Annotated in this window: 25 protein-coding genes; 19 read left to right on the forward strand and 6 right to left on the reverse strand. The window is 44.9% G+C overall.

Annotated elements, in window-relative coordinates; translation table 11 throughout:
* Positions 1 to 175: 175 nt before the first annotated feature.
* The 3 genes from ATB74_RS21810 to ATB74_RS21820 all read right to left on the reverse strand — a co-directional run bounded on the left by ATB74_RS21810 (position 176) and on the right by ATB74_RS21820 (position 2,466).
* Positions 176 to 913, reverse strand: coding sequence for an amino acid ABC transporter ATP-binding protein (locus ATB74_RS21810; RefSeq protein ID WP_048610829.1), 738 nt, complete (start codon positions 911 to 913; stop codon positions 176 to 178).
* Positions 910 to 1,581, reverse strand: a complete 672-nt coding sequence (locus tag ATB74_RS21815; protein WP_009848134.1) for an amino acid ABC transporter permease — start codon at positions 1,579 to 1,581, stop codon at positions 910 to 912. The genes ATB74_RS21810 and ATB74_RS21815 overlap by 4 nt, the downstream gene beginning before the upstream one ends.
* Before the next feature lie 135 nt (positions 1,582 to 1,716).
* Entirely contained in the window at positions 1,717 to 2,466 is a 750-nt protein-coding gene (locus ATB74_RS21820) for an amino acid ABC transporter substrate-binding protein (protein ID WP_050649810.1), read from the reverse strand.
* Between the two features lie 311 nt (positions 2,467 to 2,777).
* On the opposite strand from ATB74_RS21820, the gene dnaA reads away from it, so the two are divergent.
* From dnaA to gyrB, 4 genes are all read left to right on the forward strand, one after another.
* Positions 2,778 to 4,199: a chromosomal replication initiator protein DnaA gene (gene dnaA / locus ATB74_RS21825; protein WP_019825569.1), complete on the forward strand. Its 1,422-nt coding sequence runs from the start codon at positions 2,778 to 2,780 to the stop codon at positions 4,197 to 4,199.
* Positions 4,200 to 4,280: 81 nt separating this feature from the next.
* On the forward strand, positions 4,281 to 5,381 hold the full coding sequence (gene dnaN, locus ATB74_RS21830; RefSeq protein ID WP_017058809.1) for a DNA polymerase III subunit beta: 1,101 nt from the start codon (positions 4,281 to 4,283) through the stop codon (positions 5,379 to 5,381).
* Between the two features lie 53 nt (positions 5,382 to 5,434).
* Positions 5,435 to 6,514, forward strand: a complete 1,080-nt coding sequence (recF, locus tag ATB74_RS21835) for a DNA replication/repair protein RecF (RefSeq protein ID WP_019825571.1) — start codon at positions 5,435 to 5,437, stop codon at positions 6,512 to 6,514.
* A gap of 17 nt (positions 6,515 to 6,531) precedes the next feature.
* Positions 6,532 to 8,949, forward strand: a complete 2,418-nt coding sequence (gyrB, locus tag ATB74_RS21840; RefSeq protein WP_017058811.1) for a DNA topoisomerase (ATP-hydrolyzing) subunit B — start codon at positions 6,532 to 6,534, stop codon at positions 8,947 to 8,949.
* 60 nt (positions 8,950 to 9,009) lie between these two features.
* Here gyrB and ATB74_RS21845 read toward each other — a convergent pair whose 3' ends face one another.
* Entirely contained in the window at positions 9,010 to 9,936 is a 927-nt protein-coding gene (locus ATB74_RS21845) for a patatin-like phospholipase family protein (RefSeq protein ID WP_061019726.1), read from the reverse strand.
* Between the two features lie 422 nt (positions 9,937 to 10,358).
* On the opposite strand from ATB74_RS21845, the gene ATB74_RS21850 reads away from it, so the two are divergent.
* Entirely contained in the window at positions 10,359 to 10,793 is a 435-nt protein-coding gene (locus ATB74_RS21850; protein WP_009848140.1) for an Hsp20 family protein, read from the forward strand.
* A 274-nt stretch (positions 10,794 to 11,067) separates the two neighbouring features.
* Here the strand turns inward: ATB74_RS21850 and ATB74_RS21855 are convergent, their stop codons facing one another.
* Positions 11,068 to 12,321, reverse strand: coding sequence for a valine--pyruvate transaminase (locus ATB74_RS21855; protein WP_061019727.1), 1,254 nt, complete (start codon positions 12,319 to 12,321; stop codon positions 11,068 to 11,070).
* A 323-nt stretch (positions 12,322 to 12,644) separates the two neighbouring features.
* Between ATB74_RS21855 and ATB74_RS21860 the strand changes: the two genes are divergently transcribed.
* From ATB74_RS21860 to ATB74_RS21925, 14 genes are read left to right on the forward strand one after another with little or no spacing between them, the layout of a single operon-like run.
* Positions 12,645 to 12,881, forward strand: coding sequence for a Flp family type IVb pilin (locus ATB74_RS21860; protein ID WP_061019728.1), 237 nt, complete (start codon positions 12,645 to 12,647; stop codon positions 12,879 to 12,881).
* The gene (locus tag ATB74_RS21865) at positions 12,881 to 13,315 is read left to right on the forward strand and encodes an A24 family peptidase (protein ID WP_347876252.1); all 435 of its coding nucleotides are present in this window, start codon (positions 12,881 to 12,883) and stop codon (positions 13,313 to 13,315) included. Before ATB74_RS21860 ends, ATB74_RS21865 begins: the two co-directional genes overlap by 1 nt.
* An 8-nt stretch (positions 13,316 to 13,323) precedes the next feature.
* Positions 13,324 to 14,112 carry an RcpC/CpaB family pilus assembly protein gene (locus tag ATB74_RS21870; protein ID WP_061019729.1) on the forward strand — a complete coding sequence of 263 codons (789 nt, stop codon included), beginning with the start codon at positions 13,324 to 13,326 and terminating at the stop codon, positions 14,110 to 14,112.
* An 8-nt stretch (positions 14,113 to 14,120) separates the two neighbouring features.
* Positions 14,121 to 15,446 carry a type II and III secretion system protein family protein gene (locus ATB74_RS21875; RefSeq protein ID WP_061019730.1) on the forward strand — a complete coding sequence of 442 codons (1,326 nt, stop codon included), beginning with the start codon at positions 14,121 to 14,123 and terminating at the stop codon, positions 15,444 to 15,446.
* Positions 15,443 to 15,916, forward strand: a complete 474-nt coding sequence (locus ATB74_RS21880; protein ID WP_061019731.1) for a hypothetical protein — start codon at positions 15,443 to 15,445, stop codon at positions 15,914 to 15,916. Before ATB74_RS21875 ends, ATB74_RS21880 begins: the two co-directional genes overlap by 4 nt.
* A 44-nt stretch (positions 15,917 to 15,960) precedes the next feature.
* On the forward strand, positions 15,961 to 17,184 hold the full coding sequence (locus ATB74_RS21885; protein WP_061019732.1) for an AAA family ATPase: 1,224 nt from the start codon (positions 15,961 to 15,963) through the stop codon (positions 17,182 to 17,184).
* Positions 17,185 to 17,189: 5 nt separating this feature from the next.
* The gene (locus ATB74_RS21890) at positions 17,190 to 18,473 is read left to right on the forward strand and encodes a CpaF family protein (RefSeq protein ID WP_061019733.1); all 1,284 of its coding nucleotides are present in this window, start codon (positions 17,190 to 17,192) and stop codon (positions 18,471 to 18,473) included.
* A 4-nt stretch (positions 18,474 to 18,477) separates the two neighbouring features.
* Positions 18,478 to 19,392 carry a type II secretion system F family protein gene (locus ATB74_RS21895; RefSeq protein WP_061019734.1) on the forward strand — a complete coding sequence of 305 codons (915 nt, stop codon included), beginning with the start codon at positions 18,478 to 18,480 and terminating at the stop codon, positions 19,390 to 19,392.
* Complete coding sequence (locus ATB74_RS21900; protein ID WP_244270932.1) at positions 19,392 to 20,309, forward strand: type II secretion system F family protein; 918 nt, start codon at positions 19,392 to 19,394, stop codon at positions 20,307 to 20,309. Before ATB74_RS21895 ends, ATB74_RS21900 begins: the two co-directional genes overlap by 1 nt.
* Entirely contained in the window at positions 20,302 to 21,066 is a 765-nt protein-coding gene (locus ATB74_RS21905; protein WP_061019735.1) for a tetratricopeptide repeat protein, read from the forward strand. The genes ATB74_RS21900 and ATB74_RS21905 overlap by 8 nt, the downstream gene beginning before the upstream one ends.
* Positions 21,056 to 21,541 carry a TadE/TadG family type IV pilus assembly protein gene (locus tag ATB74_RS21910; RefSeq protein ID WP_061019736.1) on the forward strand — a complete coding sequence of 162 codons (486 nt, stop codon included), beginning with the start codon at positions 21,056 to 21,058 and terminating at the stop codon, positions 21,539 to 21,541. Before ATB74_RS21905 ends, ATB74_RS21910 begins: the two co-directional genes overlap by 11 nt.
* Positions 21,516 to 22,076 carry a tight adherence pilus pseudopilin TadF gene (gene tadF / locus ATB74_RS21915; RefSeq protein ID WP_061019737.1) on the forward strand — a complete coding sequence of 187 codons (561 nt, stop codon included), beginning with the start codon at positions 21,516 to 21,518 and terminating at the stop codon, positions 22,074 to 22,076. The genes ATB74_RS21910 and tadF overlap by 26 nt, the downstream gene beginning before the upstream one ends.
* A 2-nt stretch (positions 22,077 to 22,078) precedes the next feature.
* Positions 22,079 to 23,386 (forward strand): TadE/TadG family type IV pilus assembly protein, encoded by a 1,308-nt coding sequence (locus ATB74_RS21920; RefSeq protein WP_061019738.1) that lies wholly within the window; start codon positions 22,079 to 22,081, stop codon positions 23,384 to 23,386.
* A 48-nt stretch (positions 23,387 to 23,434) separates the two neighbouring features.
* The gene (locus ATB74_RS21925) at positions 23,435 to 24,076 is read left to right on the forward strand and encodes an OmpA family protein (protein WP_061019749.1); all 642 of its coding nucleotides are present in this window, start codon (positions 23,435 to 23,437) and stop codon (positions 24,074 to 24,076) included.
* A 32-nt stretch (positions 24,077 to 24,108) separates the two neighbouring features.
* Here the strand turns inward: ATB74_RS21925 and ATB74_RS21930 are convergent, their stop codons facing one another.
* A complete protein-coding gene (locus ATB74_RS21930; RefSeq protein WP_061019739.1) occupies positions 24,109 to 25,488 on the reverse strand; it encodes an ATP-binding protein in 1,380 nt (459 codons plus the stop codon).

Here is a 25,488-nt window from a genome sequence, read left to right on the forward strand (position 1 = left end):
TTTTTGTTAAACCCGGCGTGGGCATTTTTTCTCTTCTTTATATAAGAAAGGAAAACCGACGCCTCTCAACAAAGAGGCGGAATTGTAATCACTGTCACAAAAAGTGTCAATGATTGGGTTAACTAAAATTCCGGTCGGGGGATTATACGTAGAATAACTAAAATCACAAGGATCCTTAGTCGATCCCAACCTTATTTAAGAATTTTTTTAATTTAGGATCCTGTGGATTACCAAAAATATCCTGTGGAGATCCCTGCTCTACAATATGGCCGTCAGCCATGAAGATCACTCGGTCTGCGACCTCTCTAGCGAACTGCATTTCATGGGTAACCACCAGCATGGTTTGATGCTGATTTGCCAGCTTTTTCATTAGGTTAAGCACTTCGCCAACCCACTCAGGATCGAGCGCTGAAGTCGGCTCATCAAACAGTAAAAGCTCGGGTTGTAGTGCCATTGCACGGCCAATACCCACTCGTTGTTGCTGGCCACCAGAGAGCGCGGCTGGGTAGCTATCACCTTTGTCACCTAAGCCAATATCATCAAGTATTTGTTGTGCTTTTTCATGGGCTTGCTGCTTTTTCCAACCACGAACGGTAATTAAACCTTCAGCAATATTCTGTCTCGCGGTTTGGTGAGCGAACAGTGCATAGTTTTGGAACACAAAACCGGTCTTACGACGCAGTGCAAGCACCTCTGCCTTAGTGTGTTTCTGAGTATCAACCTTGATATCATCAATCGAAATCGTGCCTTGATCGGCTTGCTCTAGAAAATTCACACAACGCAGTAGGGTAGATTTACCCGTACCACTTGAACCTATGATGACAATTATCTCGCCTTGCTTGATTTCTAGGTCGATCCCTTTCAAAACTTCGGTGTCACCAAACTGCTTGTGGATATTTTGTAATTTGATCATCGTACATACGCCTTATTCAGTTTCACTTCGGCCCAAATTTGAATACGAGTGAGGATAACCACCACGCCCCAGTAAATCAGCGCGACCGCTAAGAAAGCCTCGAAGAAGCGGAAACTTGAAGAAGCCTCCATCTGAGCTTTAGCCATGATTTCGGCGACACCTAGGGTGAAGGCAAGTGAAGTCGACTTGATCATGTCGATGAAGTAGTTCATCAACGACGGCAGTGCCACGCGAGTTGCTTGCGGTAAGATCACTCGGCGCATCGCTTGGCTGGTTGTCATACCGACCGAAAGGCTGGCTTCCATCTGGCTGCGATCAATACCGATAATCGCCGCACGAATACTTTCTGCCATATACGCGGCAAAGTGCAGGGTTAAGCCAATCACAGCGGCGCTGAAGGCATCTAACCCAACCATCCACGGGAAGACTTGTGGTAAGCCGTAATAAAGGAGGAACAGCTGCACCAGCAGTGGGGTGCCTCGGAAGAAGCTAATGTACAGCTGGCTCAATTGGTCGAGTACTGGGATTTTGAATACACGAATATTCGCCAGTATCAGAGACAGGATCAGAGCAAAGAACAAGCCCCAAGTCGCCATCTCCATCGTGGTGCCTAAATACTTCAGTAGTATCGGCAACAGCTCTAGCATGTAATTAAAGTCAAATCCCATAATCTATCTCGTATTTTTATTGGCAGTGTTGTTCTATATGTAAGTACTGTTCTATCAGGTTTTTTAATCAGTGCACAAAAGCAAAAAGCCCACCGCTGTATAAAGCAGTGGGCCTTGAATGGAGAAAGTGAGTAATTACTTCTGAGTAATGTCCGCACCAAACCATTTCTGAGAGATACTTTCTAGCGTACCATCTGCGCGCATTGCTGCTAATGCTTCATTTACTTCTGCTTGCAGTTTTTTGCCGTTATCGTTGTCGACGAAAGGCCAAGCGTTTTCAATGGTTTCGAATGGCTGACCCGCCAGTTGTAATGGTAGACCAGTCTTCTTGATAAGCTCTAGTGCTGATAGGCGATCCATTACGAATGCATCGGCACGGCCCAGTGCCACATCATGTTCAATACCTGTATCGTAGGTTTTTACATTGATCTTGCCATCTTTGTCGTAGCTGCGAAGCAGTTGTTCAAAGTTTGAACCTAGGTTTACCGCAACTGTCTTGCCATTAAGGTCTTCGATACCTTTAATGCTGTCATTACCTTTACGAACGGTAATTTGTGCGCCGTCTACTACGTATGGGTCTGCGAATAGGTATTTCGCTTTACGTGCATCCGTCATTGTAATTTGGTTTGAAATGGTATCGATGCGACCCGTTTCAAGAAGACCAAACAGACCAGAGAAGTTTGCCGTTACGTATTCAACCTTGTAATCGTTACGCTTACCGATCTCATCCCATAAATCCACTTCAAAACCCTGTAGTTGGTCTTGTTTAACGAATGTAAACGGGAAATAGCGACCAGACATGCCGACTTTAACTTCAGTCGCAGCTTGAACAGTAGCAGCAGAGAGTGCGATAGCCGCAATTGCAGCCTTAATCCAGTTATTCATTTGGTAACTCCTTATATTTATGGGTTTGGATGTTACTGGGAAAATGCTCACTAGAATAAATAACCAGATGTTATTAACCATAACCAGATTGAATTCCCGATTTGGGGATAACTAGCAAGGATCCGGGCATAAGTGGATCATTGTGTGAGTAAATTAGGGGCAAGATGTGTGGATCCACCGATAAATTACAAATTTATTGTGAATAACTTGGATCTTATTCACTGGATCTGTGATCAATTGCTGGTGATCTGACTTATCAACAGGTAAAATTAGCGGTCATTTCATATTACTTTAAATAGAGTGAGGGCACCGTGTCATCTTCGCTTTGGTTGCAGTGTTTGCAACAGCTTCAAGAAGAGTTACCAGCTACAGAATTCAGTATGTGGGTTCGTCCGTTACAAGCGGAACTCAATGACAATACTCTAACTCTATTTGCACCGAACCGTTTCGTACTCGATTGGGTTCGTGATAAGTATCTAAATAGCATTAACCGTCTGCTGCAAGAATATTGCGGTAACGATATCCCACATCTTCATTTTGAAGTGGGAAGCAAGCGTGTGATTGCACCAAAGCCTGCGACACCGGCACCGACTCAGACTCGTACTGCAGCTGATGTGGCCGCTGAGTCATCAGCACCTGCGCAATTACAAGCTCGCAAGCCTGTCCATAATATCTGGCGTGATGAAGAGCCTGTCGCGGTTGACTTGAATCACCGCTCAAACGTGAACCCAAAACATAAGTTCAATAACTTTGTTGAAGGTAAGTCGAACCAACTGGGTTTGGCTGCGGCACGTCAGGTTTCTGATAATCCAGGTACAGCCTACAACCCGTTGTTCCTATACGGCGGCACTGGTTTAGGTAAAACGCACTTGTTGCATGCGGTGGGTAACGCCATTGTTGATAATAAGCCGAATGCGAAAGTGGTTTACATGCACTCAGAGCGTTTTGTTCAGGATATGGTAAAGGCCCTGCAAAACAACGCGATCGAAGAATTTAAGCGCTACTACCGTAGTGTTGATGCATTGCTTATCGATGATATCCAATTCTTTGCTAACAAAGAGCGTTCTCAAGAAGAGTTTTTCCATACCTTTAACGCGCTGCTTGAAGGCAACCAACAGATCATCCTAACGTCTGACCGTTATCCAAAAGAGATCAACGGGGTAGAGGATCGTCTTAAATCTCGCTTCGGCTGGGGTTTGACGGTAGCGATTGAGCCACCAGAGCTTGAGACGCGTGTTGCGATCTTGATGAAGAAAGCCGAAGACCACCAAATTCACCTTGCGGATGAAGTAGCGTTCTTTATTGCCAAGCGTCTACGCTCTAACGTTCGTGAGCTGGAAGGCGCATTGAACCGTGTTATTGCGAATGCAAACTTCACTGGCCGCCCGATCACGATCGACTTCGTGCGTGAAGCACTGCGTGACCTGCTTGCACTGCAAGAAAAATTGGTCACTATTGATAACATTCAAAAGACAGTCGCCGAGTACTACAAAATCAAAGTCGCTGATCTATTGTCTAAGCGTCGTTCTCGTTCTGTTGCTCGTCCACGTCAATTGGCGATGGCTCTGGCGAAAGAGCTAACAAACCACAGCTTGCCTGAGATTGGCGATGCATTCGGTGGTCGTGACCACACGACGGTACTGCATGCTTGTCGCAAGATTGCTCAGCTGCGCGAAGAGAGCCACGACATTAAAGAAGATTATTCGAACTTGATTCGTACCCTTTCTTCTTAATACACAGTATTCTTAACCTTAATAAGCAGAATCTTGGCCACGTACTATTACGCAGTGCCATTTAGACCGTAAGAGCAAGATATGAAATTTACCATTGAACGTAGTCACCTGATTAAGCCATTACAACAAGTATCTGGCGCACTCGGTGGCAGGCCAACGCTTCCAATTCTAGGAAACCTACTGATTAAAGTAGAAGATAACGTGTTGTCGATGACAGCGACGGATCTAGAAGTTGAACTGATCAGCCGTGTAACGCTTGAAGGTGATTTCGAAGCGGGCAGCATTACCGTACCTTCACGTAAATTCCTAGATATCTGCCGTGGATTGCCAGATAACTCAGTGATCACTGTGGTATTGGATGGTGACCGTATTCAGGTTCGCTCTGGTCGTAGCCGCTTCTCATTAGCAACATTACCTGCGGCAGATTTTCCAAATATTGAAGACTGGAGCAGTGAAGTTGAAGTGTCAGTGACACAAGCTGAACTTCGCGGTCTTATCGAGAAAACGCAATTCTCAATGGCGAACCAAGATGTTCGTTACTACCTCAACGGTATGTTGTTTGAGATTGAAGGCTCTATCCTGCGCAGCGTGGCGACCGATGGTCACCGTATGGCAGTATCTCAAGCACAACTGGGTGCGGATTTTGCTCAAAAGCAGATCATTGTTCCTCGTAAAGGTGTGCAAGAGCTAGTGAAGCTATTGGATGCACCTGAACAGCCTGTAACACTGCAAATTGGTAACTCTAACGTGCGTGCTGAAGTGAACAACTATGTCTTCACTTCTAAGCTAGTTGATGGTCGTTTCCCTGACTATCGCCGCGTAATGCCGCAAAATACCACCAAAACACTTGAAGCTGGTTGTGATGAATTACGTTCAGCATTTTCTCGTGCTGCGATTCTATCGAATGAAAAATTCCGTGGTGTTCGCGTTAATCTTGCGGATAGCGAGATGCGTATTACCGCGAACAACCCAGAGCAAGAAGAAGCAGAAGAAGTACTCGATGTTAACTTCGACGGTGACGCTTTAGAGATTGGCTTCAACGTAAGTTACGTATTGGATGTCCTGAATACACTGCGTTGTGAACAGGTTCGTATCTCAATGTCAGACGCAAATGCGAGTGCTCTTATCGAGAACGCACAAGATGACAGCGCGATGTACGTTGTTATGCCAATTCGCTTATAAGCTGCCCTATGTTGACCTACCGAGTCGTGATTGAAGATTAATATGAAGACGTTATGCCTTTATCGCGCTTAATCGTTAAGCAGTTTAGAAATATTGAAGCCTGTGACATTCAACCGTCATCAGGCTTTAACTTTCTTATAGGGGCTAACGGAAGCGGCAAAACCAGTGTCCTTGAAGCGGTGTATCTGCTCGGACATGGTCGCTCATTCAAGAGTTCACTCACCGGTCGTATCATACAAAACGAGTGTAGTGAGCTGTTTGTACATGGCCGTTTTATGACCTCGGATCAATTTGAGCTGCCAATTGGCATTAATAAGCAGCGCGATGGCACGACAGAGGTTAAAATAAGCGGTCAAACTGGGCAAAAGTTGGCTCAGTTAGCTCAAGTCTTACCTTTGCAGTTGATTCACCCCGAAGGGTTTGATTTACTGACAGATGGACCTAAGCATCGCCGAGCATTCATTGATTGGGGAGTATTCCACAGTGAGTCGGGCTTTTATGATGCTTGGGGTAGGGTAAAGCGCCTCAATAAGCAGCGAAACGCCTTATTGAAAACGGCAACCCACTATCGAGAGCTGAGCTATTGGGACCAAGAACTGGCCCGTTTAGCCGAAAGCATCAGTCAGTGGCGTGCCACCTACGTTGATCAGCTCAAAGAAGTCGCCGAAGAAATCTGTGCGACCTTCCTTCCTGAGTTTGAGATAAAGATTAACTATTATCGTGGCTGGGACAAAGACACCCCATACGCCGAGATATTAGAAAAGAATTTTGAAAGGGATCAGCAGCTTGGTTACACCTTTAGTGGGCCAAACAAAGCGGATCTGAAGATAAAAGTGAACGGCACTCCAGTGGAAGATGTCTTGTCACGAGGTCAATTGAAGTTGATGGTGTGCGCGCTACGAGTAGCACAAGGGCAACACCTCACTCAAATGACAGGTAAGCAGTGCATCTATTTGATAGATGACTTCGCTTCCGAATTAGATAGCCAACGCCGAGCACGTCTTGCTGAGTGTTTGAAGGCGACCCAGGCTCAAGTTTTTGTAAGCTCTATTACCGCTGATCAGATTGCAGATATGCATGACGAAAATAGCAGGATGTTTCATGTGGAACATGGCAAAATAGAGCAAGGATAATTAGTCAGAGAGTAACTATGTCAGATAATTACGATTCATCGAGTATTAAAGTACTGAAGGGTCTGGATGCGGTACGTAAGCGTCCTGGAATGTACATTGGCGACACGGATGATGGTACCGGTCTGCACCACATGGTTTTTGAGGTGGTAGATAACTCTATTGATGAAGCGCTAGCTGGTCACTGTAATGACATCATTGTAACTATCCATGAAGATAGTTCTGTGTCTGTGAGCGATGACGGCCGTGGTATTCCAACAGAATTGCACCCAGAAGAAAACGTATCAGCAGCAGAAGTAATCATGACGGTTCTTCACGCTGGTGGTAAGTTCGATGATAACTCGTACAAGGTATCTGGTGGTCTGCACGGTGTTGGTGTTTCAGTAGTTAACGCACTTTCTAAGCAAGTTACTCTTACTATCCACCGCGGTGGCAAAATCCACACTCAAACCTACAGCCACGGTGAGCCTCAAGCGCCACTAGCAGTTATCGGTGACACGGATAAAACAGGTACGGAGATTCGTTTCTGGCCGAGTGAAGAAACCTTCACTAACATCGAGTTCCATTACGACATTTTAGCTAAGCGTCTACGTGAGCTATCATTCTTGAACTCAGGTGTATCAATTAAGCTAATTGACGAGCGCGAAGAAGACAAAATGGATCACTTCGAATACGAAGGCGGTATCCAAGCGTTTGTTGAACACCTTAATACTAACAAAACGCCAATCATTCAAAAAATCTTCCACTTTAACTCTGAGCGCGAAGACGGTATTACCGTCGAAGTTGCGATGCAGTGGAATGACGGCTACCAAGAAAACATCTACTGTTTCACCAACAACATCCCTCAACGCGATGGTGGTGCTCACTTAGCAGGTTTCCGTGCGGCGCTAACGCGTACACTGAACAGCTTCATGGACAAGGAAGGCTTCTCTAAGAAAGCGAAGACTGCGACCTCCGGTGATGATGCTCGTGAAGGTCTGACGGCGATTGTTTCTGTTAAAGTGCCAGATCCTAAGTTCTCAAGCCAAACTAAAGATAAGCTGGTTTCTTCAGAAGTGAAGTCTGCCGTTGAATCTACAATGGGTGAGAAGTTGTCTGAGTTCCTGATTGAGAACCCAGGTGAAGCGAAAACCGTTTGTTCTAAAATTATTGATGCAGCACGTGCTCGTGATGCAGCGCGTAAAGCTCGTGAAATGACTCGTCGTAAAGGCGCATTAGATTTAGCGGGTCTTCCAGGTAAGCTTGCTGACTGTCAGGAAAAAGATCCTGCACTGTCTGAACTATACATTGTGGAAGGAGACTCTGCTGGCGGTTCAGCTAAGCAGGGGCGTAACCGTAAGAACCAAGCAATCCTACCGCTGAAAGGTAAAATCCTTAACGTAGAGAAAGCACGTTTCGATAAAATGCTGTCTTCTCAAGAAGTAGCAACGCTAATCACAGCTCTTGGTTGTGGTATTGGCCGTGATGAATACAACCCAGATAAACTGCGTTACCACAACATCATCATCATGACCGATGCCGATGTCGATGGTTCTCACATCCGTACTCTGCTACTGACGTTCTTCTACCGTCAAATGCCAGAGCTGATTGAGCGTGGCTACATCTACATTGCTCAACCACCACTTTACAAAGTGAAGAAAGGTAAGCAAGAGCAGTACATTAAAGATGAAGATGCGATGAACCAGTATCAAGTATCTTTGGCTTTAGATAATGCAGAACTGCACGTAAACCCTGAAGCGCCAGCATTTGCAGGTGAAGGTTTAGAGAAGCTTGTTCAGCAATACAATGCAGGCATCAAGCTTGTCGATCGTATGAGCCGCCGTTACCCACGCGCATTGGTTCACGAACTGATTTACGTTCCTCGCCTAACGGCTGAGCAGTGTCATGATGACGCGGCAGTTGAAGCGTGGGGTAAGCAGCTTGTTGAGCAGTTAAACGCGAAAGAAGTAGGTGCGAGCCAATACAGCCTTGAAGTTGAAAAACACGAAGAGCTAGGTTTAAGCGTTCCTAAGATTGTGGTTCGTACTCATGGTGTGACTCATGAACACCTACTGAGCATTGATCTTATTAACTCTAAAGAGTTTGGTAAGCTAGCGGACCTTTCTGAAGCACTTGATGGCTTAATTGAAGAAGGCGCTTACATTAAACGTGGTGAGCGTACTCAAGAAGTTTCTAGCTTTGTTGATGCTCTGAACTGGTTAGTGAAAGAGTCTCGTCGTGGTCTAAGCCTACAGCGATACAAAGGTCTAGGTGAGATGAACCCAGATCAACTTTGGGAAACCACAATGGATCCTGAAACTCGCCGTATGATGCAAGTAACGATTGAAGATGCTGTTGGTGCTGATCTGTTGTTTACGACGCTAATGGGTGACCAAGTTGAGCCTCGTCGTAACTTCATCGAAGAGAATGCATTGAAGGTTGCTAACCTTGATGTATAGATTTCTTTAGTAATAAAGAAACTCAAAATGATAAAAGCACTGCCCATTGGCGGTGCTTTTTTATGGCTGTTGTATATGGCGTCCCGCTGTTGCGACGAAATATTTACCTGACAACAGTCCTACTTGGTAATCATGTTCAAGGGCGTGTTGAGGGCTACCTAATAGTGTGGAATGTAATGCTTTATCTGGATGGATTTCATAGATAGTGGCATCTGCTGGTGGGTTGTTCAGAAAAGATTGAGTAGCACGGTAATGCTCTTCATGTTTAAGCAATAAACTGACCATAGCTTTGGCTTTTGTCTTGCCCAGTAATTTACTGTATTTATTCATCCAGCGATGATCAAAGCTTGTTGAAATTGGAACGGTTCTAATTACAACAATATGCTTAAAACCACGGTTATAGGCTTCTTGTGCAGGGATCGGGGCGGTAATCCCACCATCAAGCCACTCTTCACCGTTCTTTTGAACTACGGCCGGGCTAATAAAAGGAACAGCGCATGAGGCTTTTAGTGCGTTCTGCCAATTGTGTGAATCTAAGTCAAAGTAGGTTGGTTTGTGATGAGTAGCATGGCATGCACAGGCAAGGACTTTACAGCTCTTCATATTGTCCTGACCGACTTGCCAATTGAGCGGCAGGCTGGTTTTGGTTTGTTCCAGTAACCAATCAAAATTTAACCCTTTCTTTTGAGTTAAAAACTTATAAGTGTCGAAAAATTTAGGGCTTGCTGTTGCTTCTGTGATGACTTGATAAGCATGTCGATGTTGTCCGCATATATAGGATGCTAGGTTAAGAGAGCCCGCTGACGTGCCAATCATCAATGAAAACGGATTAAAGCTTTGTTCGAGAAAGGCATCTAACACGCCTGCTGTAAAAATTCCGCGTTGGCCGCCGCCTTCCGTCACCAGAGCCACCTTATCGATGTGAATATCTAGATGCGCTAAGGCATCGTAAGAGTGGAGTGCGTAAGATATATGCGTAGAAGACATCAGAATTGCCACCAAAAGTGATAGAAAAGGATTCAACCTGACTAGGATATGACCAATGATGGTTAATTAAAATTAAGTAATATTTATATAGCGTTTGGTTTTTCTTAACTAAAAAGTTGAATAACGCCGCTTGAAAAGCTCTTTGTGGCACCACATATCTATTTGTGAAGAGGATGACTGTCTTGCTCATAAGAGAAGAAACAGAACCTTCATTACCGCTGACGAAGTATCGCTCAACAGAGGATAACTTTGGTAGCACACAATTTAAAAATTGATTCATTGTCATGTCCCAGCGTTGTCACCAACTGAGGTGAAACCCGAGGAATGCGAATTGAATCTCTTAGCTGTTTACTGGGTCATACACAGGTTCGATCTAAGTAAAATTCGCAGCTAAGACTATTGCTTACTAAAAGGATAGCATTATGAGAACTGTAGATTTCACTCCACTTTACCGCAACGCAATCGGCTTCGATCGCCTATTCAACATGATGGAAGCGAACACGTCGAAAAATTCTTCTGGCGGTTACCCTCCATACAACATCGAGCAAAAAGACGAGAATAACTACCGCATTACTATGGCAGTAGCGGGCTTTGCTGATGACCAATTAGATCTCACTCAAAAAGAGAACATGCTAATTGTGAAGGGTGAGCGTAAAGCAGAAGCAGAGAAAACCTTCGTATATCAAGGTATTGCAGAGCGCGATTTCGAACGCAAATTCCAACTGGCTGACTACGTAAAAGTGGTAGGTGCGAGCATGGAAAATGGTCTTCTTCACATTGACCTAGAGCGCGAAATCCCAGAAGCGATGCAACCACGTAAGATTGCTATCAATGGTAATAGCCTACTAGAAGGCTAATACCCGTCATACTTGATGCTACAGCGTTGTTGACGTCGTAAATTCCCCGGATCGCCGGCCGCCCAAATCACATAGGTTTCCTATGCTCATAGGGCTGAATTGCTTGTGTTTTGTGAAGCGAATGGTCGCCTAGCTGAAGCCCCAATTATTTAGGGTATTCAAGTGACAAACATTATCGGGAAGTAAAAGTGAAAGAGCACCTTATGAGGTGCTCTTTTTTGTTTGTCCTGTTAGCGTCATTCCATAGAGGGAGGAACGACCGAGTAGGGAATCTCTATTTGCTTTCGCTGTAAGCCTTTTTCACTTCTTCAGCAATGATCGCAATACCTTTCTGCATTGCTTCATCGTCTTGTACGTAGTTCATACGTAGGCATTGATGAGCATGATCCCACTCGTCTTCCTGGCCTATAAAGAAGTATTCACCCGGAACAATCAATACGCCGCGAGCTTTCAATCTGTCGTACAGTTCCATTGTGGTGATTGGCAGTTCATCAAACCATAGCCATAAGAAGATAGCGCCTTCAGGCTTGTGAATACGGAAACGTGGGTCATCAATCGCTTGTTGTAGCAGCTCAACGGCACGCAAAGACTTCTCTTTATAGAAAGGCTTAATCACTTCGCTGCTTAAGCGTAGTAAGTCACCGTTCTCAATCATGTGGTTGGCGATCGCAGGCCCAACACTGCTTGGCGCTAAGCTGATGATGCCATTCATGTTGGTTAGCGCTTGGGTAACCTCTTCGCTCGCAATCACGATACCGCAACGCACACCTGGTAAACCTAGCTTAGAAAGGCTCATGCACAGAATCGTATTTTCATTCCAAAACGGTTCAACGTCTTCAAAGATGATGTTTGGAAATGGTAGGCCGTAAGCGTTATCGATCAGTAGTGGGATATTGTTCTCACGCGCCAGCTTATCCAGTTTACGCACTTCTTCGTCGGTCAGTACGTTACCAGTTGGGTTGGTTGGACGAGAAGCACAGATAGCTGCAACCGAGTCATCAACTTTTAGCTGTTCAAAATCGACGTGGTATTTGAACTGTCTGTTTTCAAGCAGCTCGATCTCTGGGTGGTAAGAGATAAAGATATCGTCATCAATCCCCGCATCGCCGTAGCCAATGTATTCCGGTGCGATCGGTAACAAGATTTTCTTGTGAGAGCCGTCTGGCTGCTGGCCTGCTAACAGGTTGAATAGGTAAAAGAAGCCGCTCTGACTGCCATTAGTCAGGCTGATGTTCTTTTCGCTGATATCCCAACCATAGGTCTCTTTCAGCATTGTGGCTAAAGATTTAATAAAGCTGTCTTTGCCCTGCGGACCATCGTAGTTGGCGAGGGCGGCGATGAGTTCTCCACTGGCGAGCATGTCGGCACTGGCTTGGTTAAAGTAATCGAGCATGGCTGGGATAGCGGCTGGATTACCACCACCGAGCATGATTGCGCCAGGAGTGCGCAGGCCATCATTCAAATCATCCATTAAACGAGTGATTCCAGAGTAACGATTAAACTTTTCACCAAACTTAGAGAACTGCATTACTTATTTTACCTAATTCATTGTGATTGCTTGTTACGTGTCATTAAGGCAGACCTTATGTCTGCCATCAGTGTAATCCTTGAACATACCGCAATGTTTTTGCGACGCATAGCGCCAAATGGTCTAACACGAAAAAAACTTTTCTTGTTACCTAGGTTAAATATCGCGATTTAACGCCCTCAAACTGAACCCAAACTGAATAGAACGACAGTAAACGCCAGAACAACGTGAAGTTGGTCACTCTTTTATTGCTCAAAAATAGCGCAATGAATATTCTCTCTCCCGAAGACAAAACAACCTATTTATCTTTTTTGGAGAAAGTAATGATTACTCAATTATTTGTTAAAGCTCAATTGTTTACTGCGGCATTTAAAAACGACCAACGTGGTGTCACTGCGATTGAATACGCAATCCTTGGCGTGTGTATGTCTGCGATCGTGCTTGCTGTATTTGGTGATGGACTGACAGCTGCGCTTAACGACGCTGTTGCCGCTATTTCTCAAAACATCACTGATGCAAATACAGTTGAACTATCAACTACTGGCTCAGTAGGCTTTTAGTGGCGAGCTTATGGTGGCTAATTATTTTAGCCGCCATGGCTATCTACGCCTGTTACACGGATTGTCGATACCGAGAGATCAGTAATCGTCTGGTGTTATGTATGGCGTTATGGACCTTATCGAGAATGGAGTTTCATGGTGAGGCTCAACATCTATTGCATCCAGTAGCAGTGTTGGTGATTGGTGGCGTGTTGTTCCAGATGAATATTCTGGCGGCGGGTGATAGCAAGCTATTTGCAGCATTGAGCTTAGCGATCGACTCTCAGTTTCTCGCTATTACGTTGCTGCTTATTGGTTTTTTAGGTGGCGTGTTGGCGATTAGTCAGTGGTGGTTAGGACGAATGACTGCCGATATTCGGTGGACACAACGTGGTGTTCCCTATGCAGTACCAATCTGTTTGGCAAGCTTATTAGCTATAGCTGCATCATTATAGGTTAAACAATGAATTCAAAAATCATTCTTGGTCTAGCAGTTGTTGCTATATCTATTGGGCTTTATGGCGTGACACAAACGCCTGCTACGAAAGAAATTCCTACGCAGTCAGTCAATCAAGTGGAACCGAAGATACTAGCTTGGCAGTTGAAGCGGGACGTTGTGCAGGGTGACAAGCTTGTCCGTCGCGATTTTGAAGCAGTTTACCTGACACGCCAGCAAGCCGGTTCACATGGCTTAACTGAAGATGCTCACTTTAATTGGCAGCAAAGCTTGTTTGCCAAACAGGCCTTGCAACAAGGTGGCATTGTGACTCCTGAGTTATTGACCTCCCCAGGTAAACCCGATTACTTGAATACGGTGATTGAGCCAGGATTTGTGCCTTTTAACGTGACGGTTCCGGGAGAGGATGTCGTTGGTGGCACTATCAGTGTTGGCGACTTGGTCGATATTTCAGTGTTATCGGCACCTAAGCAAAACTTGGCCAATGATAAGAGAGTCGATGACATTCAACACCTGACTATGACCCCGTTGCTCGCTCAGGTTCCTGTTTTGGATATGGTCAGTCGACAGCGTTCGGTGAGTACTTTAAGCAGTGAAAAAGTGACCGAGGTGACCTTGGTACTGCAAGTTACCAATAGGCAGGTTGCTCAATTAACGATTGCCAAGCGCATTGCAGAGATTGAAGTGCATAAGTCAATTGGTAAAGAGTTCTCGGACGACCTGGAAGCAGACTCAAGTGATGTGATTAGTTTGTCTGGTCAACGTGACGAGATACGCGAATATCGGTTTAAGTAGGGCGAATCATGATAACAAAACGAATATTAGCCTTTGCTGGGCTGTGGCTGCTATCGCCGCTAGTAGTGGCGGCTAGCTTAATCAACCTCGCTGAGGGACAGGCTACAACCGTGAACGTTTCTGGTGATGTGGCTTCAGTCTTCATTTCTGACCAAAAGGTCGCGGACTATCAGGTGATAGACGAGAACAAAATTGTCGTGTTTGGCCGTCAGTTAGGAACCACGACTTTCATCGCTTTTGATCAACAAGGCAATGAGCTGGTGAATCAACAACTGGTCGTGAATCGCAGCTATACCGATGTCGAACAGCAGATCAAAATTCAGTATCCACAAGCCAAAGTAACCGTTTATGGCATTGGTGAAAACATCATCCTTAGTGGTCCCGTATCTTCCGAACTAGAGAAAGACAATATCTACCAGATGGTCGGTGAATTATTGGGTAAGGAAGAGGTTGAGCAGAACTTCTCTTCTGAAAACGAAGCGCCAGTTGATGATTTAAGCATTGAGTTTATGACCAAGCGTCGCTATCGAGGGGTGGTGAATAACATTGAAGTGAGCGCTACCAAGCAGGTCAATGTAAAGCTGACTATTGCTGAGGTATCTCACTCTTTTATCCAAGATTTCGGTATCAAAGTGGGCACTGCTGGTAACGCAGGAATGTTTGTTGATCAGCTTACTCATTTTAGTGCTAGCGATATTGTTTCTGTTATTTCTGCGGTGGGATCGGATCAGGTTGGTCAGATTCTAGCGGAGCCTAACCTATCGGTGATCTCTGGTGAGAAAGCGAGCTTTCTTGTTGGTGGAGAGTTACCTGTTGTGACCAGTAATGATGGTGGCACCAATGTGGACTATAAAGAGTTTGGTGTTCGATTGGAGTTGATGGCGAAGGTGCTAAGAGACGACAAAATTAAGCTAGCACTGACCCCAGAGGTGAGCTCTTTAGATGCTCAATACAGCAATGAACTCTACGACTTACCGGCTCTGAAGACTCGACGCGCACAAACGACGGTTGAGTTGGGGGATGGGCAAAGTTTTGTACTGGGTGGTTTGTTGAATAGTGAAGAACGTGAATCGCTGACTCGAATCCCGTTTATTGGCGATATCCCAATTCTTGGTGCGTTATTCCGACACACAGGAACGGAACGCAATAAGACCGAGCTAGTAATAGTGGCGACGGTGAACTTAGTTCAACCCGTTAAAGCGAATCAGATCCAACTGCCGATAATGGAAAAAACGGGCACTTTGAAGCGCTTCTTAGCGCTAGACAGTGAATATGACAAAGCCGAACAGCGTTGGGCGAGCGAAATTTTATCTGCCGGGGGCTTTAAACAGTGAAACGTTATTTACTAGGTATGTTATGTGCCTTTGGCATCGCTGGATGCGCTGACCATGTCGTTGAACCTGAAGGTACTTCTATCGAAGTGGTGCCGATTCACTATCAATTTAATGCACAGAGTCAGGATCACTCTTTAGTTGAGCAGCGCTTTGAAGCCTTTATTCAGCGTTATCAATTAGAGGGCAGTACTGCTCAGTGGCAAGTTATCGTGAATGGTTCATCACCTCAACCGCTAGTGTCAGTGCTGGATGAGGTACTTGCCAATAACCATATTGCTCTGTCACAGGTGGAGCATCAAGTTAACAACACATCAAATCGTTTTAGCGTGTCTGTGATTGCAACGGATATGCAGGTTCGTCTAGAGGTCTGTCAGCAACAAAAGGTTGGGCATTATGGGTATAGCAAACTTGGTTGTTATACCGACGGTAACCGCTGGCAATCAATGGTTAACCCTGAAAAGTCACTGTAACTCCGTTTACTACAGCTCCTTCAACAAGTTTTAGGTTTACGAATATGTTTAATTTAGTCGATAAGTTGAGTGCTAAGGATGAGCAAACTCCTCAAGTAGATAACCATTGTGCAGTGCTTTTTCAGAGTGAAGATTGCCGAGCTCATTTATACAAAGCCTTTCGTTTTGAAGGCCTGCCTGAGCCTGTCGCTTTTGAAAATCAACCGGCAAGTGCTTTAAAGCTGGCTGAATTCGTGAATTTAAAAGTGGTGATGATTGATCTCAACGATAGCGACAATGTGGTTCGAGATGCTCAGCAGATCGCCTTACAACTTCCGACACACTTATCGGTTGTGGTTATTGGTAGTGAAGATGCGATCACCACTATCCGCGCGTTAAAGGACTTAGGTTTCTACTATCTATTTTGGCCTGCGAGTGCTGTTGAGGTGACCGATTTTTACCGAAGCGTCTTGCACAACTATGCACAGCGTCAAGGTGTGGCTCGAAACCGTAAGGCTAAGCAAATTGCTTTTGTTGGGGTGAAAGGCGGAGTGGGCACCTCATTGATTGCGAGTGAAGTTTCTCGTTGTTTAGCCAAGCAGCACTCATTACCGACTTTGTTGGTTGACCATACTTATACCGGCAGCAACTTAGACGTAATGCTCGGTTTGAAAAAATTCCAAAAGCGTAACGTACAAAAAGGGACGTTAGTTTCTGCGGTCGATACAGCTTTGGCTTCAAACTTGGTGCAGAGCTTAGAGAACAACCTTTCTATTTTGGCAGTTGAGTCCCAAGACTTCAGTCGTGGCGAATTGCATGAATACACCCAAGCACTGACTAAACAAGTGGAACAGAACAGTTCATTCATCATTGAAGACTATTCGCACAGTGCGCTGACCCAACAAGAGTTGTCTCGAGCTCTGACTGATGTTGATTCATTAGTTTTGGTATTTGATGCTACCGTTTCATCGTTGAGAGAGCTCAATCGAATTGTTGGCAGTGTACAAGCTGAATTACCAACAATGACCATAGTGACGGTGATGAACCATACTCGTCCGAGTAATGCCGCCTCGGTATCGAAAGCTGATGTTGTGAAGCATTTTGGACAAGCCGCTAATTGTCATGTTGAGTTCGATCACAAGGCCAATCAATACCTTCTTCAGGGTGAATTGATCACTGAAACCCGATCTGAGATGCAATTTGGTTTAACTCAGTTGGTGGCGATACTTCTTGGCGATCAAGTTGCCCAGAAAACCAAAATGTCATGGCTCTCTTGGTTTAAGAGGTAGTTCGCATGCAACAGTCAAAACAAGTCTATCTTCAACTTCGTCAGCAAATATTTGAAGCTTTGGATGCGAGTGCTATTGAGTCTCTATCTACTCAAGAGTTAGAGAAGCAGCTGAGCCACGCCATTGAGGTATTGGTTAATCGTGAACAACTTCCTGTTTCAACATTGGCTAAGCAAGAGTATGTCACCAGTTTAATCAATGAGCTCGTTGGTTTAGGGCCACTTCAAGTGCTGATGGATGACGACAGCATCAGCGATATTATGATCAACGGTCATCAACAGGTCTTTATTGAGCGTAATGGTTTGGTAGAGCGTGCACAGGTGCAGTTTATTGATGAACAACAGCTAATCGAGATTGCCAAGCGCATTGCAAGTCGAGTTGGGCGTCGTATTGATGAGTCTTCACCAACATGTGATGCCCGCTTGGAAGATGGCAGTCGCGTCAATATTGTGATCGCGCCGATTGCTCTTGATGGAACCTTGATTTCAATTCGTAAGTTTCGCCATCAAGCGATTAATTTAGACACGTTAACGGAGTTGGGAGCGCTTAGTGAAGAGATGGCGCAACTATTGGCACTAGCTGCTCGCTGTCGCTTGAATATCCTTATCTCTGGTGGCACTGGTTCAGGTAAAACAACCTTGCTCAATGCGTTGTCGCAGCACGTCTCTGAGGTTGAGCGAATTGTCACGATTGAAGATACCGCAGAGCTAAGATTGCAGCAGCCTCATGTTGCTCGAATGGAAACTCGACTCGCAGGAACCGAAGGCACTGGTGCCATTACTTCTCGCGACTTAGTGATTAACTCACTGCGTATGCGCCCTGATCGCATCATTGTTGGTGAGTGTCGTGGCCCTGAAGCTTTTGAGATGCTGCAAGCGATGAATACGGGACACGATGGTTCGATGTCGACATTGCATGCCAATAGTCCTCGGGACGCGATATCACGTGTTGAGGCGATGGTTATGATGGCGACTAACAACTTACCTATCGATGCGATTCGTCGTTCTGTGGTGAGTGCTGTCGATATCATCGTACAGGTTACTCGACTGCATGATGGCTCAAGAAAAATTATCAGTATCTCTGAAGTTGTAGGCCTTGAGGGGGAAAGTGTGGTTCTTGAAGAACTATTTACCTTCCAAATCGAGGGTGCGTTGAGTGATGGAAAACTGTCGGGACGCTATGTCACTTCAGGGGTAATGAGCCGATCGGTACTCTTTAAAAAAGCGCGCTTTTTTGGGTGTGAACAACAACTACAGCAGTTGATTCATGCGATCGAATTAGTGGGGTAGCAGTGTGTATTGGCTATTAATGTTCTGGGGCGTTGTCCTGCTACTTGTTGCAATTTTTTCGAATAATAGTCACTCGATTGATGACTATTTTCCATCAAGTGCCAAGACAAAAACAGCGTCAGCAGCTCCTCGCCAAGCGATTCAACTCAGTCAGATATCCAATGGCTTAGGTTGGTCTTCGATAGCGAGCCTTTTTCATCAAGTTAAGCGACAGTTGGGTTCTTTTTCTGGTGTGAAGGTGGTTTTATTTAGTGGTTGTGTGAGTGTTTTTGCAAGCGCAGTGAATCGCTACCTATTCGGTTTCCCAGTTTGGTTAGTACTTGGTAGCGCGTTGATTGTTACTTGGGTATGGGGTTTCTTGTGGCTGAAACAGCGTGATCGCAAGCAATTTGAAGAGAGCTTTCCTGATGCCTTGAACATGCTGGCTAGCTCTTTATCTGCCGGAGAAAGCATTGGCCGAGGTATTGGTTTTGTTGGCAACAAGCTTCCTGGAGAAGTAGGAAAAGAATTTAAAAGAATGGCGGATCATTTGAAGCTAGGTGAGCCGCTGGACGATGTTTTTCGTAAGTCTTGCCAGCGATTTCCTTATCCGTCATTTCACTTCTTTGTGATTACTCTGCGTGCCAACATGCAGCGTGGTGGGCAATTGAAAGAGATCATGTCGCGTCTGAACCGTCAGATGTTCGAAGCGAGAGCGATGGAAAGAAAGAAGTTTGCGATGACTTCAGAGGCGCGTATTTCCGCAAAAATAGTCAGTGCAACGCCGTTTGTCTTTATCTCAATGCTGCCAATACTGAGCCCTGAGAATTTTGATTTCTTGATGTTTACCGACGAGGGTCGTCCGGTTCTGTATTACCTGTTGATCAGCGAAAGTATTGGTTTAGCGATCATTTGGATGTTGATGAAGAGGGTGAGGTAATGGCCAATATTATTTCGATTTTAATGGAGCCTCAGTCGCAGTCATTGTTGATTTGGACTTGTTTGTCATTTGGCGTCTTGTTGCTCTGTTATTGGTTAATCACGCAGTACATCGCGCAGCAAAAGCTGGCCAGTATTGCCAGTCAGTTTAAATCGATGACTCAACAACGCAGTCAACGACAGCAACAAATCGATAACCTCTTATGTCCGCTGACACAATTGGTTAATGCATCCGACCAACAGATGCAGCAGCGCTTTATTCGTGCGGGTATTTATCAAACACGCTATAGCTCAGTGTATATGCCACTCAAATATCTGGTTCTTGCGATAGGTGAAGTGGTGGTAATTGGTGTGTGCTGGTGGTCCGGTGTCGCTATTAATCAGGCTGTCGCTCTTATATGTGGTTGGGCAATGGTATCTATTGCGCTGCCCGATATGGTACTCGCTCAGCGAACTAAGCGGCGACATCAAAAGTTAGTGGGTCAGTTACCTTACTTGATCGACCTAACGGCGATCTGTGTGCAAAGCGGGATGACGATTGAAGCATCCATGAAGTATTTAGCACAGGAAATGCAGGGCTTTGATCGTGACTTGGCTTATCTACTGAATAAAACCAATCATCGCGCCCGAGTTGTTGGGATGGAAGAGGCGCTTGAAGAGCTTTATCAACAGGTGCCAAGCAGTGAAATGCGTAGCTTTGTGATGACGTTGACTCAAAGCATGCAACACGGCTCGTCGATTTATCGCATGTTAACCGTGTTAGCGAGTGATGTGCGTGAAGTACAAATGCTAGAACTGGAAGAAAAGATAGGGAAGTTAGCCGCCAAGATGTCGATACCATTGATTGTATTCATCTTGATTCCGATCGTATTCGTTATTGCCGCTCCAGGGGTAATGAGGTTAATGCAAAGTGTTTAAACAAATTCTGATATGTATGTTGCCATTGTGGTTAATGGCTTGCAGTTCAACTGCCAATAACTGGCAACAAGAAGAATCGAAGGAAGCGATTTACCAACAAACCAATAATCACACGAAACTGGTTGCTCTGTATAAAGTTCAGCTCCAACGTGAAGATATCGTCGATATTAGGCAAAAACTGGCGAACAGCTATTTAAAATTGGCCGATGCAGAATCCGCTCTTTTTTACATAACTCCTGTTATAGAGAGTGAGAAAGCCTCACTTGAAGCTTACCAAATCCAAGCGCAGGCATACGGTGATATGGGCCAATATCCAGCAGCAATCGCTGCAGCGAAACTGGCACTGGAGTTAGATCCTAGTAACAGCCGCACCGAGAACTTATTAGGCACCTACTATGGTTACAGCTATCAAACGACGCTAGCGAGACGCTACTTTGAACGCGCTCGTGATCACTTCTATGACGGTGTGAGTGTGAACAATAACCTCGCAGTGCTGGATATAGCTGAAGGAGATTATCTTGCTGCTGCTAAGCGTCTGATGCCGTTATATAAGAGTCACCAAGCTGATGACATGGTTATGGCAAATCTGACGCTTAGCATGGCTAAACAAGGCCATTATGCATTTGTACAACAGGTCTTAAGTGATACTTACAGTCAACACCAAATAGAAAAAATCTATCGTTCACTGCAGAAGTTCGAACCTATGAGTGCTAATAGCCGCTTAGATACGCTGTCGAGCATTCAATATGAAAAATAAGCAGCGTGGTGTCGCTAGCATAGAGTTTGTTATGGGCTTCTTTGCCTTCTGGCTGATGTGTATGGCGTGGGTGGAGATGAGCTATATGTCTTACATTTCATCTATTAACGATCTTGCTATATCGGAAGTTACCCGTGAAGCCAAGAAAGGCTCACACGATTATTTGGCTACGGTAGAGCAAGTTTTACATAGAGACGGCAGCATGTGGAATAGTGTGGTTGATGGTGATGATTTTCAGGTAACCATTCACTATCTCACATCGGTGGATGAGTTGGTGAAAGTCACCAATCAGTGCCATATAGCACCGGGTGAGTCCTATAAAGAGTGTGGTGATGAGCAGAACTCATCGTTGGCTATTTATCGACTCACCTATCCATTCACCCCCATTTTTAGTTACTTCTTAGGTCTAGACGGATTACTAAGCCGAGAAATGGTCGTGGTTCAAGAGTATGAAAGATCTAAGTTTGAAGTCTAACTCGCGAAAGTGTCAGCAAGGCATATTCAGTATTGAGTTTGCCATTGTCGGGTTCTTTTTTAGTTTGCTGTTGGTCTTCAGTGGTGATGTGATCATCAAGCTTTCCGTTAAAGGTAAGTTGGATCGATTATCCTATTCGTTGGTCAATGTCGTAAAAGAACGCACCCAGCTTTATGACTCGAGCGTAATTTTAACCTCAAAGCAGGTTGATGATATAGACACGATAGCTCGTCACTCATTGCAACGTACCTTTGGTAATTATGATGCTTCTCGCTATGGCTTGTTAGTTGAAGAGCAAAGCTTTTCTGGTGTAGGACAACAACAGCCTACTATCAGTGAGCGACGTGGCGAACTCAACTGTCGTGTTACTAAACCAATCAGTGAGCTACAGCATTTATCTGTGGTGAGTGTGTGGGGGCACCAGATGCCACTGTATCGAGTGACGCTCTGCTATAGAACCAATAACTGGTTTGGTGAATTGGTTGGTACTGACTTTACCGACGTGATGTCAGATTCTGTCGTGATTGGGAGGTAAACATGAGTCTATCTTTGGCGAAACAGTCTGGCCATGCTGCGATCTTGTTCGCGATATGTATTCCTGTGTTGTTTGGTGTCTTTATGTTGGGCTCTGATGGCGCACGTGCTTTACAGACAAAAGCGAGATTAGAAGAAGCAGCAGAGGCGGCAGTATTGGCGGTATCTGCAGAAGACAGTGAAAACCACTCGTTGGCTCAGTCTTATATCGATCACTACCTCTACGATATGGATACCTTGCTTGATGTTGAGGTTAATAAGCTTTCGTGCGATCAAATTGCAGATTGTACCCAGCAGGCTGAACAAGGTGGAGCTCGCTATTTTGAATACCGAGTTGCCGGTCGAACGCAGCATCAATCGTGGTTTCCGGGGCAAGGTGTGATCGTGGGATTTGGTGACACCTTTGATGTGACTGGTTCTTCAAAGGCTCGAAAGTTTCAAAGCAAGATTGTTGATATCACCTTTGTCGTCGATTTCTCTGCATCAATGAACGATGACTGGAGTGGCGGTAAAAAAAGTAAGATTGAAGACCTCAAAGACACGCTAGAACTGGTGACTGATGAACTAGGAAAATTTAATGCGGTGACGCCAGGTATAAAGCACCGAGTTTCTCTCACAGGGTATAACCGACGTACCGTGAACGCTAATACTGCTGGCAAACTGGTATTTCGAGATCAACGCATCGTTACCAAAATGGGTGAGTACGACAAAGATGATGTCGTGAACTTTAACAAGACAATTGAGCAACAATTCAAGGTGAAGGGAGCTGCCAAACGAATTCCGAACGGAGATGAAGACGCGGTATTTACCGATATTTTCTATACCGAGGATTTTGATGGGTTTATGAATAAAGTCAGAACCTTCAAGGCATCTGGTGGTACTGCTTCGCTGCAAGGAATCATTCGCGCAGGGCAAATTGTGACGTCATTGGCGAAGAACCCGAACCAACTGATTATCATCTTGTCGGATGGTGAGGATTGGAATCACTACGCGGGACAAACCAACAAGTTAGTGAACAAAGGTATGTGCACCAACATCAAGAATATGATCAATGGTGGCAAGGTTTCAGCAGATAATCTTAATGATGATATCGCTGTTGTCGATGGAGTGAGCCCAGGGAAGTTTACTAGTTGGGGCGAGGCGATGAACGCTCGTATGTCGGTGATCGGATTTGATTATGATTTACATGCCAACACAGGGCTACTTAATTGCGTAGGTAAAGACAACGTTTTTAAGGCTGAAAATAAGCAAGACATCTTGAATAAAATCTTAGCCCTAGTCACCGAAGAAGTTGGTCACTTAGCACAGTAGCCTGTGCTAATGATTCGAGACAATAGAATGAATACCGAGAGAATGAACATGAAAAATTTTGTATTGATAGCGCTTTTAGTGGCGTTACCTTTTTCAGCTATCGCATCGCCATCTAACTTGGATACCAACGAGTTACTTTACCAATATTGTGATACTGGCCGCTCCGAGTTTGAGCAGTCGGTTACGGTTGGGCAAGGTACTAAGGTTATGTATCATCAGGGGCCTTTCATGCAGGTATCGGCAGCGGTCGATAATCAGGCTCTGGTTGAGTTAATTCAAGGCAAGCTTACTCAATCTGATCTCAGCAATAGCTGTACTCAGTTTCTGTTGAGCAGAGCCGTCATTGAAGATGAAAATCAAACCAGAGATCTGGTTGCCAGAGTGTTGTTTGACTTTGATAAGGATGAACTGAATAAACAGTCGCGCTATTTGTTACTTAAGCTCGGAGCGAAGTTAGAGCAACAGGTGCCTGAATTGAGTGTCGTGGGTAACACCGACTCGAAAGGAACGGGGAAATACAATTTGAGCTTGGGTTTAAAGCGTTCAGAGTCAGTTGTTACATATCTGCGTGAGCATGGGATTCCTGTTGAACAAATTACGGTAACCTCGCAAGGTGAGAAAGCTCCGATTCAAAGTAATGACTTGGAGACTGGCCGTCATCTGAATCGTAGAGTCGATATTCAATCTTAACCTATCTTTAATTTATGGCTTATGGCTTATGGCTAGGGCTGCGGCAGTAAAATCTTCAGTGAGACACCCATGGATGGGTCTTCTGGTGTCTCAAACCAAATTGCCCCTTTGTAGCTGTGAATTATCTCATCACATAGTGCTAAGCCTAACCCTGTGCCTGGGTTTTGTTGGTCAGCTCTTACACCTCGTTGAAATAAGCTCTGGCTAGTATTACTGTCGATAGCTGGGCCATCATTACTGATCTCAACCATAATCTGATTATCAATATTAGTAACCTTGAACAAGATCGACTGATCAGCAAAACGGTAGGTGTTTTCTAATATGTTACCCATTATTTCCATTAGGTCATCTTTACTTAATGGCAGGGTTTGATTATCTGGATAGTCAGAGACAAACTGGATCGACTTGTCAGTATAAATCTTGGTGAACATACCAACCAAGCTATCTAATACAGGCTTAAGTAGGGTGTCATTGGTGGTGATACCTTTCACTCCTAATGATGCTCGCTTTAGCTGACTTTGGATAAGGCTATCCATTTCGAGTAATTGTTGATTGATTTGATGGTTTTTAGTGGGTGATGAATCGTCTAGTAGTGCTTGGGATACAGTAACACGAGTCTTCAAACTATGGGCGAGATCGTTCAGTGACCGTTTATAACGTTCTTGGTTTTCTTTCTGCTGGAACAACAGTTCGTTCAATGCACTGGTCACATTGTGTAAGTCTTCTGGGTAGCTTTCTGCCAATTGATTCTGCTTCCCCTGTTTTATTTCATGCAGCTCTTTTTCTAAGCGAGCAAAGGGGGCAAAGCTGATGCGATAGAAGAGTAAAAGCAGGGCACTGATTAATGTCAGGGCTACTATCAATACACCCATCGTGGTGTATTTTAGTTGCTTCATTGGTTCCATCTTATGTTCGACTCTTTGAGTAAGGATTACCTTTCCGTCTTCTTGATCTTTAAACCCTTTCCAAAGCATTGTGTGGACGATAAACGCGGCTCCACTCGGTTTCTCTACTAGGCGAATTGTATCGATTGGAAAATTGAGGTCAGTACACAGGTTGTCTATTTGAGGACGTGAGATACCTAACTTTGCCAGCTGTTTGGTTCTACGTTCAACGTCGATTGAAGTCCAAACTTGATGGCTGTTGTGGTCACATAAGATGACGCTGGTATTAGGTGACTCTTTGGCATAAAAGCGATTCCACTCAGTAAGTGGCGGGATCTCACCCGAGGAGAGGAGTTCGTTGACAATTGAAGGTAACTCTCGGAGCGTGTTTTTAGAATAGTCTTCAAACAGCTGGTGTTTTTGGGTGTTGTAATAGAACCAAGTGCTAGTCAGTACCATAGTAAAAAGAATGGAAGCAGCAGTGGCAAAGATACGTCGTCTAAACTGGGTTTTATACAGTCTTTTCAT

The organism is Vibrio splendidus, from assembly GCF_001557875.1.
Lineage (GTDB): Bacteria > Pseudomonadota > Gammaproteobacteria > Enterobacterales > Vibrionaceae > Vibrio > Vibrio splendidus_F.